The organism is Sphingomonas sp. DBB INV C78 (assembly GCF_042693015.1).
In the GTDB taxonomy this organism is placed as follows: Bacteria; Pseudomonadota; Alphaproteobacteria; order Sphingomonadales; family Sphingomonadaceae; genus Sphingomonas_E.
Map to the genome: position 1 here is coordinate 3,378,940 of NZ_CP170544.1, position 15,198 is coordinate 3,394,137.

The 15,198-nt window shown below is 64.8% G+C and carries 14 protein-coding genes and 1 other RNA gene; 5 read left to right on the forward strand and 10 right to left on the reverse strand.

What is annotated here, in order from left to right:
- Positions 1-29: 29 nt before the first annotated feature.
- From ACFB49_RS15755 to ACFB49_RS15780, 6 genes are all read right to left on the reverse strand, one after another.
- Positions 30-1,040 (reverse strand): CorA family divalent cation transporter, encoded by a 1,011-nt coding sequence (locus ACFB49_RS15755; RefSeq protein ID WP_380872201.1) that lies wholly within the window; start codon positions 1,038-1,040, stop codon positions 30-32.
- Between the two features lie 64 nt (positions 1,041-1,104).
- Positions 1,105-1,605 (reverse strand): GNAT family N-acetyltransferase, encoded by a 501-nt coding sequence (locus ACFB49_RS15760; RefSeq protein WP_380872202.1) that lies wholly within the window; start codon positions 1,603-1,605, stop codon positions 1,105-1,107.
- Entirely contained in the window at positions 1,602-2,174 is a 573-nt protein-coding gene (pth, locus tag ACFB49_RS15765; protein WP_380872203.1) for an aminoacyl-tRNA hydrolase, read from the reverse strand. Before pth ends, ACFB49_RS15760 begins: the two co-directional genes overlap by 4 nt.
- Positions 2,175-2,213: 39 nt before the next feature.
- Positions 2,214-2,636, reverse strand: coding sequence for a hypothetical protein (locus tag ACFB49_RS15770; RefSeq protein WP_380872204.1), 423 nt, complete (start codon positions 2,634-2,636; stop codon positions 2,214-2,216).
- Between the two features lie 18 nt (positions 2,637-2,654).
- Positions 2,655-3,272, reverse strand: a complete 618-nt coding sequence (locus ACFB49_RS15775) for a 50S ribosomal protein L25/general stress protein Ctc (protein ID WP_380872206.1) — start codon at positions 3,270-3,272, stop codon at positions 2,655-2,657.
- Between the two features lie 111 nt (positions 3,273-3,383).
- Positions 3,384-4,289, reverse strand: a complete 906-nt coding sequence (locus tag ACFB49_RS15780; RefSeq protein ID WP_380872207.1) for a TraB/GumN family protein — start codon at positions 4,287-4,289, stop codon at positions 3,384-3,386.
- A 122-nt stretch (positions 4,290-4,411) separates the two neighbouring features.
- Between ACFB49_RS15780 and ACFB49_RS15785 the strand changes: the two genes are divergently transcribed.
- The 5 genes from ACFB49_RS15785 (at position 4,412) to ACFB49_RS15805 (ending at position 10,959) form a co-directional block, all read left to right on the forward strand.
- A complete protein-coding gene (locus ACFB49_RS15785) occupies positions 4,412-5,284 on the forward strand; it encodes a glycine--tRNA ligase subunit alpha (protein ID WP_380872209.1) in 873 nt (290 codons plus the stop codon).
- 121 nt (positions 5,285-5,405) lie between these two features.
- Complete coding sequence (gene glyS / locus ACFB49_RS15790) at positions 5,406-7,424, forward strand: glycine--tRNA ligase subunit beta (protein ID WP_380872210.1); 2,019 nt, start codon at positions 5,406-5,408, stop codon at positions 7,422-7,424.
- 88 nt (positions 7,425-7,512) lie between these two features.
- A complete protein-coding gene (ppdK, locus tag ACFB49_RS15795; protein ID WP_380872211.1) occupies positions 7,513-10,176 on the forward strand; it encodes a pyruvate, phosphate dikinase in 2,664 nt (887 codons plus the stop codon).
- A gap of 5 nt (positions 10,177-10,181) precedes the next feature.
- Positions 10,182-10,562, forward strand: a transfer-messenger RNA (tmRNA) gene (gene ssrA / locus ACFB49_RS15800).
- 127 nt (positions 10,563-10,689) lie between these two features.
- Positions 10,690-10,959 carry a hypothetical protein gene (locus tag ACFB49_RS15805; RefSeq protein ID WP_380872212.1) on the forward strand — a complete coding sequence of 90 codons (270 nt, stop codon included), beginning with the start codon at positions 10,690-10,692 and terminating at the stop codon, positions 10,957-10,959.
- A gap of 74 nt (positions 10,960-11,033) precedes the next feature.
- Here ACFB49_RS15805 and pnp read toward each other — a convergent pair whose 3' ends face one another.
- The 4 genes from pnp to ACFB49_RS15825 all read right to left on the reverse strand — a co-directional run bounded on the left by pnp (position 11,034) and on the right by ACFB49_RS15825 (position 15,188).
- A complete protein-coding gene (gene pnp / locus ACFB49_RS15810) occupies positions 11,034-13,358 on the reverse strand; it encodes a polyribonucleotide nucleotidyltransferase (protein WP_380872214.1) in 2,325 nt (774 codons plus the stop codon).
- A 194-nt stretch (positions 13,359-13,552) separates the two neighbouring features.
- Positions 13,553-13,822, reverse strand: a complete 270-nt coding sequence (gene rpsO / locus ACFB49_RS15815) for a 30S ribosomal protein S15 (protein ID WP_380872215.1) — start codon at positions 13,820-13,822, stop codon at positions 13,553-13,555.
- Positions 13,819-14,724 (reverse strand): tRNA pseudouridine(55) synthase TruB, encoded by a 906-nt coding sequence (gene truB, locus ACFB49_RS15820; protein ID WP_380872216.1) that lies wholly within the window; start codon positions 14,722-14,724, stop codon positions 13,819-13,821. Before truB ends, rpsO begins: the two co-directional genes overlap by 4 nt.
- A gap of 65 nt (positions 14,725-14,789) precedes the next feature.
- Complete coding sequence (locus ACFB49_RS15825; protein WP_380872217.1) at positions 14,790-15,188, reverse strand: DUF6491 family protein; 399 nt, start codon at positions 15,186-15,188, stop codon at positions 14,790-14,792.
- Between the last annotated feature and the right edge of the window lie 10 nt (positions 15,189-15,198).

Here is a 15,198-nt window from a genome sequence, read left to right on the forward strand (position 1 = left end):
ATGGCGCATAGCGGTCGCAGGCGACCGCGTCACTGGCGGACGAAACCCATCAACCGCAGCGCGAAATAGGTGCCGAGCGAGGACAGCACGGCCGCGATCCCGGCAAACAAGGTGCCCGCCGCGCCATGGAAGGGCAGCCCGCCGGTATTCATGCCGAAGAAGCCGGTGATGAGCGTCGCCGGCATCATCAGCGCGGTCATGATCGACAGGAAATAGATGTTGCGGTTGGTGCGCTGCGCGGCTTGCAGATCAAGCTCGTCACGCAGCAGGCGAAGTTGGGTCTGGGCCGAGACGACATCGGCATCTAGCGCGGAGAGGCGTTGCACCGCGCGCGCGATCGGGCTCGCGAGATCGACTGGAAATTCCGGCTCGCCTTCGGCCCGCTGCAAGGCCGTCCGTGCGCCGGCGATCATGCGATGGAGTTGGGCGCAGAGCCGCCGCGCCGTCACCAGTTCGCGCATCTGGGGCGCGCTGCCGTCGCCCAGCAGATCATCCTCGGCCGCGACGATATCGTTGGTCACGTCGCGGACGCGGCTGTCGAGCGTGTCGGCCAGCGTGCCGAGCAGCAGATCGAGCGCGCTCGCTGCATCCTCGATGCGCGCCCCACCGGCGATGCGACGGCGCACGATATCGGCGCTGTGCAGCGGATGGCGGCGGCCGGTGAGCAATATCCCCGGCCCCGCGACGATGTGGAGCGCGCCCGTCCGCCCGGTATCGAGCCGATCGAAATCGCGCTCGAAATCATGGAGGACAAGCGCGATATGGCCGGCGGCGGCCATACCGCGCTGGCCATCTTCCGGCGCGATGAAGGCCTGGTGGATCGCCGGCGGCAGCGCGACCGACCGTTCGACCCAGCTAAGGCTGCGCTGGTCGGAAAGATTGAGGTGAATCCAGCGGAAGGCGCAGTCCGCGGGCGGCGCATTATCCTCCATCAGTTCGGCATGGCCGTCGACCATACCGCACGCCCAGATCAGCCCGGGCTGGAGGATTGTCTTGCCGAACGCAGTCAGCGGATCGGCTTCGGGCGGCGTCTCGTCCATGGCGTTCCCCCGGGTCAGCGCAGACTATCATGGAACCGCCGCCAGTCGCGAGGGGCCGGCAGGCTCAGTCGGGCGGGCGCCGCATGATGAAGTGCGGCACGGCGTGGGCGGTGCGCGCATCTGGGTCCACGGCAAAGCCGAACTTCATATAGAAAGCGATAGCGCGGGCGTTGAAGCGGATCACGTTCAGCCACATTGGCCGATCGCGTCCCAGCCAGTCCACCCCTGCCTCCATCAACAGGCGCGAAAGCGCGCTGCCATGATGCTCGGGCGCGACCATCAGCCAGTCTAGTTCATGGTCGTCGGGGCCATGGCGGGTGGCGATCACATAGCCGGCCAGCGCGCCCTCATCGGTGAACCCGGCCGCGAAATATTGATGCGAATTGCGCGCCGCATCCTCGCAGCACCCTGTGGAGATCGCCACGACCCGGCGGTTGGCCGCGCGCTGCTCCTCGGTCAGATCATCGCGATCGAAGGTGGTCGTCGCGCGTTCCGTGAGCAAGGCGATCCCACCCGGCGCGATCGCGGCGATGGCCGCCTCATCCTCACGCAGCACGAAGCTCATGGCTGGAGGCGCAGCGCCACGTCGCTCATGAAGCGCGCATCATTCCCCTCGGCCAGCCATTTCGCCTCGCCGGCAATCGCGCCCAGCATGTCGGCGAGGTCGTCCATCTCCGCCTTGGCATAATTGCCGAGGACATGGCGGGTCACCCTGTCCTTGTGGCCGGGATGGCCGATGCCGATCCGCACGCGGCGGAAGGCATTGCCGATATGCGCCTCGGTCGATCGCAGGCCGTTATGGCCGGCGGTGCCGCCGCCCGTTTTCACCTTCACCTTGAAGGGCGCGAGATCGAGTTCGTCGTGGAAGACCGTTACGTCCGCTTCGCCGAGCTTGTAGAAGCGCATCGCATCGCCCACCGCGCGGCCGCTTTCGTTCATGAAGGTCGCGGGCTTCAGCAGCAGGATCTTCTGGCCGCCGATCCGGCCCTCGCGCGTCCAGCCCTGGAATCCCTTTTTCTCGGGGGAAAAGCCATGCACCTCGGCGATCGCATCGACCGCCATGAAGCCGACATTGTGGCGATGGAGCGCATATTGCGCGCCGGGGTTGCCGAGGCCGACCCAGAGCTGCTGCATGATTGGTCCTGATCGGTCGCCGTCGCCGGCAGACCGCGATTATTTCTTGGCTGGAGCCGACGCCTGGCCGGCCTGCTGGCTCGCGGCGATGATCGTCTTCATGTCCGAGCCGAAGGCGTTCATGCAAGTGGCGGTCTCGACGCCGCGGTTGCTGGTCTTGAATTCGCCTTCCGCGACCTTGAGCGCGGCGACGAGGGCCGAGCCGGACAGCCGCTTGGTGGTGCGGCCGGCATAATAAGGGATCGCCTGCGTGAGCTGCGGGATCGCCTTCTTGTCCTGTTCGGACAATTTGGCCTCGTTCTGACGGAGCGCCGAGGAGCTGAGCGCGGTGGCGACGAAGCAGAATGCGTCGCGGTCCGCCGGCTTGATGGCCGGCTTCGCCGGTGTGGCCGCCTGGGCCAGCAGCGGCTGAGGCAGGAGGGCGAGGCTCGCGGCCCCGATTGCAATCATGGCACCGCGCACATCGCCCTCCCGTTCAGATTACTCTCCGCCCTCGGTCGGAGTCTCGTTGTCACCTTCTTCGCTCTTAAGCGCGGACGGTGCAACGATTGTTGCAATGGTGACGTCGCGATCGGTGATCGCGGCCTTCGCGCCCTTGGGCAGCGCGATGTCGGCGAGGTGAATCGACGAACCGACGTCGAGGCCCTTCAACGAGATGGTGATGTCGTCCGGAATGTGCGCCGCATCGACGATCAGCTCGATATCGTGCTGGACGATGTTGAGCACGCCGCCGCGCTTGATGCCGGGGGCGGCATCTTCATCGATGAACTGCACGGGCACGTTGACGTGCACGGTGGTGTGCTCGCCGATACGCAGGAAATCGACGTGCAGCGGACGATCGGTGACCGGATGGAACTGGACGTCCTTCGGCAGGGTGCGGGTCTGCTTGCCGCCGACTTCGATCAGCACGACGCTGTTCATGAAGTGGCCGGTCGACATGGCCTTGATCAGCCCCTTTTCCTCGACGTGAATCGAGATGGGTTCCTGCTTGTTGCCGTAGATCACGGCGGGGACGCGGCCTTCGCGACGGACAGCACGGGAGGCTCCCTTGCCTGCCCGTTCGCGCGTCTCGGCCGACAGGGTGAGCGTGTCGCTCATATCATGTCTCCAGTTTCGCTTGGGTTCAAATACCCGAACCGCCTCCAGGGATGACCGGATCGGGGAGGCGCGCGCATAGCGGAGCGAGCGCGAAGAGTCAAAGCGAGGGCGCTACTCCACCCGCTCCACCTTCAGCCCCTTGGCCTTCAACATCCTCAGCACCGATTCCTCGCCCGCCAGATGCCCCGCGCCCACCGCGACGAAGATCGTCCCCGGCTTGTTGAGCCGCGCCTGCAGCCAATCGGCCCAGCGGGCGTTGCGCTGGACCAGCAAAGCCTCGCGCAGTTCGGGCGAGATGCGGATATCCTTGTCGAAGCTCTTGGAAATCGCCTTCTCGTCGCCCCTCGCCCAGGCGGCGAGCATCTTGTTGAAATCCAGCTTCTCATCCTTGTCGTCGACCATCGCGACCAGGAACTGGCGCTGCGCATCCTCCGACATGCCATCGAGCACGCGAAGCTGCAGTTCGGCCGTCTCCAGTCCTTCGATCGGCTTGCCTGCCGCCTTGAAATCCTCCTCCAGCACCTCCTCGACCCCCTTGCCGCCCTTGAGGCCGAGGTCGCCGAGCAGCACCGGCATCAGCATCAGCCCACCGGCCCAGGTTTCCAGACTGTCGAGGAAGGGCTTGGGCAGTGTGCTCTTTTCCATCAGCGCGGTCAGCGCGGCGCGCTTGTCCTGCGGCACGCGCTCGACCAACGGCGGCAACCCGGGCGATACGCCCAGCTTGTTGAGCAATGCGAAAGCCTTGGCTGGCTCCTTGCGGTCGAGGATCGCCTCGATCACCAGCCCGTCCGATTCCGCAACCGCCTTGTCGATCGTCGTATGCCGCCACTTATAGCCCGCCGGCAGCACATGGATGGTGCCGAACAACCAGATGGTCGTGTCCGCATCCGACAATTTCCACAGCGCCGGATGCGCTTCCCTGGGCGCGGGCGCCGCGGCGGGCGGGCTGTTGGCAGGGCTGCAGGCCGCAAGGCCGACGGCAACGAAGGTCGACAGCAATTTCCGATACATGCTCATGCACGGCTTATCCCGTGTTGCAGCAGATGCCGCAAGCGGGCCGGCAGCGGCTTGCCGCAAGGGGGTCTCGCGGCTAGGGTCCGCCGCGATTTTGTGCGGATGCGAAGAATTATCGGGGATCAATGGCAAAGCCGCTATCTTTTCAAGGACTTATCCTCACGCTCCATGATTATTGGAGCAAGCAGGGCTGCGTGATTCTCCAGCCCTACGATATGGAAATGGGCGCCGGCACCTTCCATCCCGCAACAACATTGCGCGCTTTGGGGCCGCAGCCATGGAAGGCGGCCTATGTCCAGCCGTCGCGCCGGCCGACCGATGGCCGCTATGGCGAAAACCCCAATCGCCTGGGCCATTATTACCAATATCAGGTGATCCTGAAGCCTTCGCCGCCCAATCTGCAGGACCTGTATCTCGGTTCGCTGGCGGCGATCGGCGTGGACCCGCTGCTCCACGACATCCGCTTTGTCGAGGATGATTGGGAAAGCCCGACGCTCGGCGCCTGGGGCCTTGGCTGGGAAGTGTGGTGCGACGGCATGGAAGTGTCGCAATTCACCTATTTCCAGCAGGTTGGCGGGTTCGATTGCAAGCCGGTTTCGGGCGAGCTGACCTACGGGCTGGAGCGCCTCGCGATGTATATCCAGGGCGTCGACAACGTCTATGATCTCGCCTTCAACGATGATGGCGTCAGCTATGGTGACGTCTTCCTCGAGAACGAAAAGCAGTTCAGCGCCTATAATTTCGAGGCAGCGAACACCGAAGTGCTGTTCGGCCAGTTCACCCAGGCCGCGGACGAATGCCGCGCGCTGCTGGAGCGCGACAAGCCCCTGCCCCTCCCCGCTTATGACCAAGCGATCAAGGCGAGCCACATCTTCAACACGCTGCAGGCGCGCGGGGTGATCTCCGTCGCCGAACGCCAAGCCTATATCGGCCGTGTCCGCGAACTGGCGAAGGGCTGCTGCGCCGCCTGGATGGCGCATAACGGGTGGGAGGCGTGAAGATGGCGGCTTCCCACAACCTCGTCATGCCAGCGGAGGCTGGCATCTCCCTCCGCATCTCGGCGCGCATGCCGCACGAGACCCCAGCCTTCGCTGGGGTGACGGAAAAGGAGGCCCGGGCATGACGGACTTCCTGCTCGAACTCCTGTCCGAGGAAATTCCTGCGCGGATGCAGGAGAAGGCGTGCGCCGATCTTGCCCGCTTGTTCGAGGCCGAGATCGCCAAGGCCGGGCTAAAGGCTGCCGCGATCGAAACCTATGCAACGCCCCGCCGCCTCGCGCTGATCGCACGCGGCCTGCCCGCGGAAACCGCGGCGGTGAGCGAGGAACTGAAAGGCCCCCGCGCCGATGCGCCGCCGCAGGCATTGGAAGGCTTCCTCAAGAAGACCGGCCTGACCCGCGAACAATTGGTCGAACGTACCGACGCCAAGGGCGCGGCGGTGCTGTTCGCGGTGATCGACAAGCCCGGCCGGCCGACGCCGGCGGTGTTGGCCGAGGCGATCCCCGCGATCGTCGCCGCCTTCCCCTGGCCCAAGTCGATGCGCTGGGGCACGGCGTCTGCCAGCACTTCGTCGCTGCGCTGGGTCCGCCCGTTGCAGGGCATCATCGCCCTGTTCGGCGACGATGTGGTCGATTGCGAGGTCGACGGCATCCGCTCCGGCTCCGCCACGCTCGGCCACCGCTTCCATCATCCCGGCCAGATTACGATCGGCAATGCCGACGATTATGCCGCGAAGCTCCGCGCCTGCCACGTCATCCTCGATCCGAAGGAAAGGCAGGCGATCATCCGCGATCGCGCGGCGGCGCTGGCCGCCGAGACCGGGCTGACGGTTGTGCCGGACGAAGGGCTGGTCGCGGAAAATGCCGGCCTCACCGAATGGCCGGTGCCGTTGCTCGGCCATTTCGACACGGATTTCCTCAGCGTCCCGCGCGAGGTGATCCAGCTTACGCTGCGCACCAACCAGAAATATTTCGTGCTGAATGATGGCGCCGGCAAGCTCGCTGCAGCCTTCATCTGTGTCGCCAACATCGACGCGAAGGATGGGGGAGCCGCGATCACCGCCGGCAACGGCAAGGTGCTCGCCGCCCGCCTTTCGGACGCGCGCTTCTTCTGGGAACAGGACCTGAAAATCCCGCTCGCCGAAAGCGCGAAGAAGCTCGACCAGATCGTCTTCCACGAAAAGCTCGGTACCGTCGCCGACAAGGTCGATCGCGTGGCAAAGCTGGCGCGTTGGCTAGTGGAAGAAGGCATCGTCAAGGGCGCGGACGCCGATCAGGCCGAACAGGCCGCGCGTCTCGCCAAGGCCGATCTCGTCACCGGCATGGTCGGCGAGTTCCCCGAGCTGCAGGGCATCATGGGCGGCTATTATGCCCGCGCCGAAGGCCTGCCGGATACCGTCGCCGACGCCATCCGCGATCATTACAAGCCGGTCGGCCAGGGCGACGAAGTCCCGACCGCGGCGGTCACGTTAGCGGTGAGCTTGGCGGACAAGCTCGACAGCCTCCAGCAGTTCTTTGCCATCGGTGAGACGCCTACTGGATCCAAGGATCCGTTCGCTTTGCGTCGTTCCGCACTGGGCATCATTCGCCTGTTGACCGACAACGGACTGCGCTTCTCTATCCCCACCGATCTGCTCGACTTCTTCGCCGACCGCCTCAAGGTCCAGCAGCGCGAGGCTGGCGTTCGCCACGATCTGATCGATGCGGTGTTCGCCTTGGGCGGCGAGGACGATCTCGTCCGCCTGCTCGCCCGCGTGAAGGCGTTGCAGGGTTTCGTCGCCTCCGAGGACGGTGCGAACCTGCTGACCGGTTACAAACGTGCCGCGAACATCCTGAAGAAGGAAGCGTTCGAGGGTGAGGCGACGAAATCGCTGTCCTACACGCCCGAAAAGGAAGAGGCTGATCTGATCGCGGCGCTCGACGTTGCCGAGCCGAAGGCGGCCGCTGCCGTCGCGGCGGAGGATTTCGAGGGCGCGATGCAGGCGTTGGCCGGCCTTCGCGGCCCGATCGACGCTTTCTTTGACAAGGTGACGGTGAACGACACCGCCGACCCCGCCAAACGGACGGCGCGGTTGGGATTGCTCTCGCGCATTCGCGCGGCAGTGCATGAAGTGGCGGATTTCTCGAAGATCGAGGGCTGAATCGCATCGGCCAGCGGGCGAAGTTGAGGGCGAACACGCAATCCTCAACTTCCTCAACTTCGGTCGGGCTCAATGAGGGTGAGAGTTGATGACGCAGTACGTCTACCGTTTCGGCGGCGGGGTTTCGGATGGCGGCAAGGGGGACAAGAATCTCCTCGGCGGCAAGGGCGCGAATCTCGACGGGATGGCGTCGATCGGCCTGCCGGTGCCTCCCGGCTTCACGATCACGACGGAGATGTGCACCCGTTATTATGAGGACGGCCAGGTCTTCCCCGACAGCCTGAAGGCGGAAGTCGCCAACGGCATCGCCCATATCGAGGGCGTGACGGGCAAGAAGTTCGGCGTCGCCGCCGATCCGCTGCTGGTGTCGGTCCGCTCCGGCGCCCGCGCATCGATGCCGGGGATGATGGATACCGTCCTCAACCTCGGCCTCAATGACGAAACCGTGGTCGGCCTCGCCGCGATCTCGGGCGACGATCGCTTCGCGTGGGACAGCTATCGCCGCTTCATCCAGATGTATTCGGATGTTGTGCTCGAACTCGATCATGGCGCGTTCGAGGAAGCACTGGAGATCGCCAAGGAAGACAAGGGTTTCACTCTTGATACCGAGCTTTCCGCCGCCGACTGGCAGGCGCTGGTGAAGCAGTATAAGGCGATCGTGCAGGATCAGTGGGGCAAGCCCTTCCCGCAGGATGTCCACGAACAGCTTTGGGGCGCGGTCGGCGCGGTGTTCGGATCTTGGCAGTCCGAACGCGCCAAGGTCTACCGCCGGCTCAATGACATTCCGGCCGATTGGGGCACCGCGGTCAATGTGCAGGCCATGGTGTTCGGCAATATGGGCGACACCTCGGCCACGGGCGTCGCCTTCACCCGCGATCCCAGCAAGGGCGACCGGGCTTATTATGGCGAGTTCCTGATCAACGCGCAGGGCGAGGACGTCGTCGCCGGCATCCGCACGCCGCAATATCTGACCAAGGTTGCGCGCGAGGCCGCCGGCGCCAAGCCGCTGTCGATGGAAGAGGCGATGCCGGAGGTTTACGGCCAGCTCGCCAAGGTGTTCGACCTGCTCGAAACCCATTATCGCGACATGCAGGACATCGAGTTCACGGTGGAACGCGGGCATCTGTGGATGCTGCAGACTCGTTCGGGCAAGCGCACCGCCAAGGCCGCGCTCAAGATCGCGGTCGACATGGCGAGTGAAGGGCTGATCACCGAGGAGGAGGCCGTCGCCCGCGTCGATCCGTCCGCGCTCGACCAGCTTCTCCACCCGACGCTCGACCCCAATGCCCCGCGCGACGTGATCGCCAAGGGCCTGCCCGCATCGCCCGGCGCGGCATCAGGCATCGCCGTGTTCGACAGCGACACGGCCGAGCATCGCGCGGAGCTGGGCGAAGCGGTCATCCTCGTCCGCACCGAAACCAGCCCCGAGGATATTCACGGCATGCACGCCGCCAAGGGCATCCTGACGGCGCGTGGCGGCATGACCAGCCACGCCGCCGTGGTGGCGCGCGGCATGGGCCGCCCCTGCGTGTCGGGCGTGGGCAGCCTCGCCATCGACGCCAAGGCCAAATCGTTCCGGGTTGCCGGCCGCGAGGTCCGCGAAGGCGATATCATCACCATCGACGGATCGACCGGCGAAGTGATGGTCGGCGAAGTCGCGACCGTCGAGCCGGAACTGGCCGGCGATTTCGGCGTGCTGATGGAATGGGCCGACAAGGTCCGCCGCCTCAAGGTTCGCGCCAATGCCGAAACGCCGCTCGACTGCAAGGTCGCGCGCAGCTTCGGCGCCGAGGGTGTCGGCCTGTGCCGCACCGAGCATATGTTCTTCGATGCCGCCCGCATCACCGCGGTCCGCCAGATGATCCTGGCCGAGGACGAAAAGGGTCGGCGCGCAGCGCTCGACAAGCTGCTGCCCGAACAGCGCGGCGATTTCGCCCAAATCTTCGAGATCATGGCCGGCCTGCCGGTGACGATCCGTCTGCTCGATCCGCCGCTCCACGAATTCTTGCCGCACGCCGAGGAGGAGTTCAGCGAGGTCGCCGAGGCCGCCGGCGTCGGCATCGAGGCGCTGAAGCGCCGCGCCGCCGAACTGCACGAGTTCAACCCGATGCTCGGCCATCGCGGCTGCCGCCTCGGCGTCACCTACCCCGAAATCTACGAGATGCAGGCCCGCGCGATCTTCGAGGCCGCGGTCGAGGTCGCCGAGAAGAGCGGCGCCGCGCCGATCCCGGAAGTCATGGTCCCGCTCGTCGCCACCCGGCGCGAGCTGGAGCTGATGAAGGACGTCATCGATCGCACCGCCAAGGCCGTGTTCGCCGAGAAGGGCCGCACGCTCGACTATCTGGTCGGCACGATGATCGAGCTGCCGCGCGCCGCATTGAAGGCAGCCGAGATCGCCGAGGTTGGCGAATTCTTCTCGTTCGGCACCAACGACCTTACCCAGACGACGCTGGGCGTGTCGCGCGACGATGCCGGCCGGTTCCTGACCACTTATGTCGACAAGGGCATCTATGCCCGCGATCCCTTCGTCAGCCTCGATATCGAGGGCGTCGGCGAGCTGATCGAGCTGGCGGCGGAGCGTGGCCGCAAGACGCGCCCCGGCATCAAGCTCGGCATCTGCGGCGAACATGGCGGCGATCCCGCCTCGATCGCCTTCTGCGAGCAGACGGGCTTGGATTACGTCTCCGCCTCACCCTATCGCGTGCCGATCGCGCGGCTTGCGGCGGCGCAGGCGGCGCTGAAGAAGGGCTGACGTCAGCCCTTCTCAACGGCACCCGGCCGCCCTATATGGGTCGGGCCGGGTTCGCCCGGCTATGGTGATAAACGATGTCGTGGAATAGATGCAGCGGACCCGGGGGCGGTACCCGGCGGCTCCACCAGAAACCCCGCTTGCGGGGCTCCTGACGGGGCCGAACTAGGATCGACGTGTGTTCAAAGACGATATTTTTGCCCGGCCTGAATGCGCCGTAAAACCGTTCAAAACCTACAAGTGCCAACGACAACGAGGCGCTCGCGATTGCCGCGTAACCTAGTCCTCACGGACGAAGTTACAAAGCTTTAGCGCGGTTCGGTCCGCACCGGGCAACAGAAGCGGAATCCAGCGGTCCGGGGGGCACCGGGCAACAGAAGCCCCCCACTTTCTTGCATTGCACCCTGCTTTCCCCCTCGCTTCGTCGCGATTTAGGGAACCGTTCGCTGCGTCGTGGTTTTCCCTTTTTCGGCCGCGCGCAAGGGCGGCCCGAGCCGTATTAAGCAGGGGATTTGCATGAACCGGATGATCAAGTTCACCGCCATCGCCGCCTTCGCCGCGCTTGCCGCGTGCGGCGGCAAGGGCGATGACTCGCTGGCCGAAAATGTCGAGCAAGCCTATGACAACCAGGCCGACCAGCTCGACGCGATCGCCGAAAACACCACCAACGAAGCGCAATCGGATGTGCTTGAGGATCAGGCCGACGCTCTGCGCGAAGAAGGCGACAACAAGGCCGACGCCATCGACGCGGCCGATGTCAACGCCGCCGCGGTGAACACGCACTGATCCGTTCGCTTTAGCGCCGGATAAAGAAAAGGGGGCCAATGGCCCCCTTTTCCATGTGTGCAGTTTGCGGCCGATCAGTCGTCGTCGCGCTTCAGGAACGCAGGCGCAAATTCGGGCGCGGGGCCGTCATCATTGCCGCCGTCGCGCTCACGGCGCGGGCCGCGATCGCCACGGTCCCGACGCGGGCCACGATCCCCGCCCTCGCGACGACGATCGCCGCCGCGATCACCACGATCGCCACGATCCCCGCGGGGACCACGGTCGCCGCCTTCGCGCGGTTCCCGCGCCGGACGGGTGTCTTCCAGCTCGGCGCCGGTTTCCTGATCGACGACGCGCATCGACAGACGGACCTTGCCGCGCTGATCGACCTCGAGCACCTTGACCTTCACTTCCTGCCCTTCGGACAGGACGTCGGAGACCTTGGCGACGCGCTCGTTCTTGATCTCGGAGACGTGGACGAGACCGTCCTTGCCGCCCATGAAGTTCACGAACGCGCCGAAATCGACGAGGTTGACGACCTTGCCGGTGTAGATCTTGCCGACTTCGGCCTCGGCGACGATGCCGATGATCCAGTTCTTCGCGGCCTCGATCTTGTCGAGGTCGGACGAGCTGATCTTGACGGTGCCGTCATCCTCGATGTCGACCTTCGCGCCGGTCTGGGCAACGATCTCGCGGATCACCTTGCCGCCCGTGCCGATGACGTCGCGGATCTTGTCCTTGGGAACGCTCATCGTCTCGATGCGCGGCGCATGCGCCGACAGCTCGGTGCGGGTGTGATCCAGCGCCTTCGCCATTTCGCCCAGGATGTGCGCGCGACCGTCGCTCGCCTGGTGCAGCGCGACCTTCATGATCTCCTCGGTGATACCGGCGATCTTGATGTCCATCTGCAGGCTGGTGATGCCTTCGGACGTGCCTGCGACCTTGAAGTCCATGTCGCCAAGATGATCTTCGTCACCCAGGATATCCGACAGGACGGCGAAGTCCTTGCCTTCGAGGATCAGGCCCATGGCGATACCCGAAACCGGGCGCCTGATCGGCACGCCGGCATCCATCAGCGCCAGCGAGCCGCCGCAGACGGTGGCCATCGACGACGACCCGTTCGACTCGGTGATGTCCGAGGTCAGACGGATCGTGTAGGGGAACTCCTCCTTGGTCGGCAGCACGCCGTGCAGCGCACGCCACGCCAGCTTGCCATGGCCGACTTCGCGACGGCCCGGCGCGCCGAAGCGGCCAACTTCACCGACGGAATAAGGCGGGAAGTTGTAGTGGAGCATGAAATGCTCGTAGCGCAGGCCGTTCAGCCCATCGATCATCTGCTCCGCATCCTTGGTGCCAAGGGTGCAGGTCGAGATCGACTGGGTCTCACCGCGGGTGAACAGCGCCGAGCCATGGGCGCGCGGCAGGAAGTGCGCTTCCGCCACGATCGGGCGGACGGTCTTCGTGTCGCGGCCGTCGATGCGGCGGCCATCCTTGAGGATCGCGGTGCGGACGATTTCCGCCTCAAGCTTCTTGACCAGCTTGTTCGCGACCATCTGATCCTGCGGGACCGCATCGGCGAAGGCGGCCTTCGCCTTGGCGCGCGACTCGTTGAGCGCGTTCGAGCGAGCCGACTTGTTGGTCAGCTTGTAGGCAGCGGTGATGTCCTTGCCGACGAGCTTCTTGAGCTTCGTCTTCATCGCGCTGGTGTCCGGCTGAGCAGCCAGTTCCCACGGATCCTTGGCAGCCTGTTCGGCGAGACCGATGATCGCGTCGAGCACCTTCTGCATTTCGCGATGGCCGAACATGACGGCGCCGAGCATGACGTCTTCCGAAAGCTCCTTGGCTTCGGATTCGACCATCATCACCGCATCATGCGTGCCGGCAACGACGAGATCGAGTTCGCCTTCGGCGACCTGCGTGTCGGTCGGGTTCAGGATATATTCGCCATCCTTGTAACCGACGCGGGCCGCACCGATCGGGCCCATGAAGGGCACGCCCGAGAGCGTCAGCGCAGCGGACGCGGCGACCATCGCCAGGATGTCCGGCTCATTCTCGCCGTCATAGCTCAGCACCTGAGCGATGACGTTGATTTCGTTGTAGAAACCTTCCGGGAACAGCGGACGGATCGGGCGGTCGATCAGGCGGGAGACCAAAGTCTCCTTCTCGGTCGCGCCACGTTCACGCTTGAAGAAGCCGCCGGGGATGCGCCCGGACGAGAAATACTTCTCCTGATAATGGACGGTGAGCGGGAAGAAATCCTGCCCTTCCTTGACGCTGCGCGCAGCCGTGACGGCGCAGAGCACAACGGTTTCGCCGAGGGTCGCGACCACCGCGCCATCGGCCTGACGGGCAACACGGCCCGTTTCCAGCGTGAGGGTCTGGCCGCCCCACTGGATTTCCTGCTTCTTGATGTCGAACATCTGTTTTCCTTCCTGCCGCCGGCCCTATGCCGGCGGGGCCTGTAGGGGCCGGCCCTCCGGCCCCAGGATCGGGCGTCCTGCCCGAGTCCGGACCACGACCGAGTGTCGGGTCCAGGGGTGTTCCGGCGCCGCATCCGCAGTCGCCGAAACGAGAAACGGCCCCGGAAGGGGCCGTTTCAATCAGTGGCTCAAGCTCACTTGCGAAGCCCGAGCTTGGCGATGATATCTGCGTAGCGTGCGCTGTCCTCGCGCTTCAGATAATCGAGAAGGCTGCGACGCTTGTTGACCAGCATCAGCAGACCACGACGCGAATGGTTATCCTTGGCGTGGGTCTTGAAGTGCTCGGTCAGGTTGGTGATGCGCTCCGACAGGATCGCGACCTGGACCTCGGGGCTGCCGGTGTCGCCTTCGGCGCGGGCATGGGTGGAGATCAGTTCGGCCTTGCGAGCAGCGGTAATCGTCATTCGTTTTCTTCCTTCGACATCGCGATGTTGAAGCCGCGCACCACCCGTATTTCCGGGCTAGAAACCTCCACGAGAGCGACAGGGACATTGCCCGAAATCGCCAGATGGAGGCCTTGATGCTTGGCAGCCCCAATCAATTTCCGCCCCTCACGAAGCGCCCTTGCCTGATCGAGGCTGACTGCGAGAGCCGGGATGTCGTCCAGCCCCGCCGTCAATGGCAGGAGTAGTTCTTCAAGCGGGTGGCCCATAGCGACTTGGTTGAGCTTGTCCAGCGAAATCGCCGATTCCAGCGTGAATGGCCCCGCTTTCGTGCGCGTCAACATGGTGACATGACCAACCGTATCAAGCGCATAAGCCACGTCTCGGGCGAGGCTGCGGATATAGGTGCCCTTCGACACGCGAACAGAGAGCGTCGCGGAGTCGGACGTCCAATCGACCAGATCGAACGAATGGATCGTCACCGCGCGGGATTTGAGCACCACCTCCTCACCGGCGCGAGCAAGATCATAAGCGCGCGCGCCCTCGACCTTGAGCGCGGAAAAGGCCGGCGGCACCTGATCGATCGGACCGGTGAAGCGGGACAGCACGCCCAGCACCTGGTCACGCGTCGGCCGCGCCTCTGATGTGGCGATCACCTTGCCCTCGGCATCCAGCGTATCGGTTTCGGCGCCGAAACTGATGGTGAAATCATAGGCCTTGTCGGCATCGAGCATCCGGCCCGACAGCTTGGTCGCCTCGCCGATCGCTATCGGCAGCACGCCGGATGCCAGCGGATCGAGCGTGCCGCCATGGCCGACCTTGTGCTTGCCATAGCCGCCCTGCCGCAGCACCCGCTTGACCGCCGAGACGACCTGCGTCGAGCCGATGCCCACCGGCTTGTCGATGATGATCCATCCGTCCATCGGCGGCCGTTTAGGCGTGATGGCAGCTTTGTCCAGCCGTCACACACGGCGGAGCTGCCACTTGGTCAGCCTTTGCTATTCTTCTTCGCCTTCTTCGGAGGTGCCTCGCTCGGCACCAGGCTCCTGAGCGGGCAATTCTGCCCGCGCACGATGATCGACGAGAATTTGTCGAAGCTGTTGGTGCCGCGGACGTCGAAACCGATCGCCTGCGCATAGGTCAGGTCGAGACAATCCGACATCAGTTCAGCGCGATACCATTTGCCGTGAACATCCTCGACCAGCAGCGTGCGGCGATCGATCGCGCGATAGTTGCGGATCGAACCCGATCCGACAAAGGGTATCGATGCCTCCTTGGTCGCTGTCGCCGGGGCCGGCTGGGCATGAGCGACTACCGATAAGCCCGAACTCGCCGCGACAAGCGCAACGCCCATGGCGAGCGAAGTAAGGTGGGGATGCCTGGTCATTCCGCCTTCA

Coding starts and splice junctions, on each gene's coding strand:
- rpsO (WP_380872215.1), bottom strand. CDS start 13,822: ATGACGATTACCGCTGCTCGCAAGGCCGAACTGATCTCCACCCATGCC.
- ACFB49_RS15755 (WP_380872201.1), bottom strand. CDS start 1,040: ATGGACGAGACGCCGCCCGAAGCCGATCCGCTGACTGCGTTCGGCAAG.
- truB (WP_380872216.1), bottom strand. CDS start 14,724: ATGGACGGATGGATCATCATCGACAAGCCGGTGGGCATCGGCTCGACG.
- ACFB49_RS15785 (WP_380872209.1), top strand. CDS start 4,412: ATGGCAAAGCCGCTATCTTTTCAAGGACTTATCCTCACGCTCCATGAT.
- pnp (WP_380872214.1), bottom strand. CDS start 13,358: ATGTTCGACATCAAGAAGCAGGAAATCCAGTGGGGCGGCCAGACCCTC.
- glyS (WP_380872210.1), top strand. CDS start 5,406: ATGACGGACTTCCTGCTCGAACTCCTGTCCGAGGAAATTCCTGCGCGG.
- ACFB49_RS15825 (WP_380872217.1), bottom strand. CDS start 15,188: ATGACCAGGCATCCCCACCTTACTTCGCTCGCCATGGGCGTTGCGCTT.
- ACFB49_RS15780 (WP_380872207.1), bottom strand. CDS start 4,289: ATGAGCATGTATCGGAAATTGCTGTCGACCTTCGTTGCCGTCGGCCTT.
- ACFB49_RS15805 (WP_380872212.1), top strand. CDS start 10,690: ATGAACCGGATGATCAAGTTCACCGCCATCGCCGCCTTCGCCGCGCTT.
- ACFB49_RS15775 (WP_380872206.1), bottom strand. CDS start 3,272: ATGAGCGACACGCTCACCCTGTCGGCCGAGACGCGCGAACGGGCAGGC.
- ACFB49_RS15760 (WP_380872202.1), bottom strand. CDS start 1,605: ATGAGCTTCGTGCTGCGTGAGGATGAGGCGGCCATCGCCGCGATCGCG.
- ppdK (WP_380872211.1), top strand. CDS start 7,513: ATGACGCAGTACGTCTACCGTTTCGGCGGCGGGGTTTCGGATGGCGGC.
- pth (WP_380872203.1), bottom strand. CDS start 2,174: ATGCAGCAGCTCTGGGTCGGCCTCGGCAACCCCGGCGCGCAATATGCG.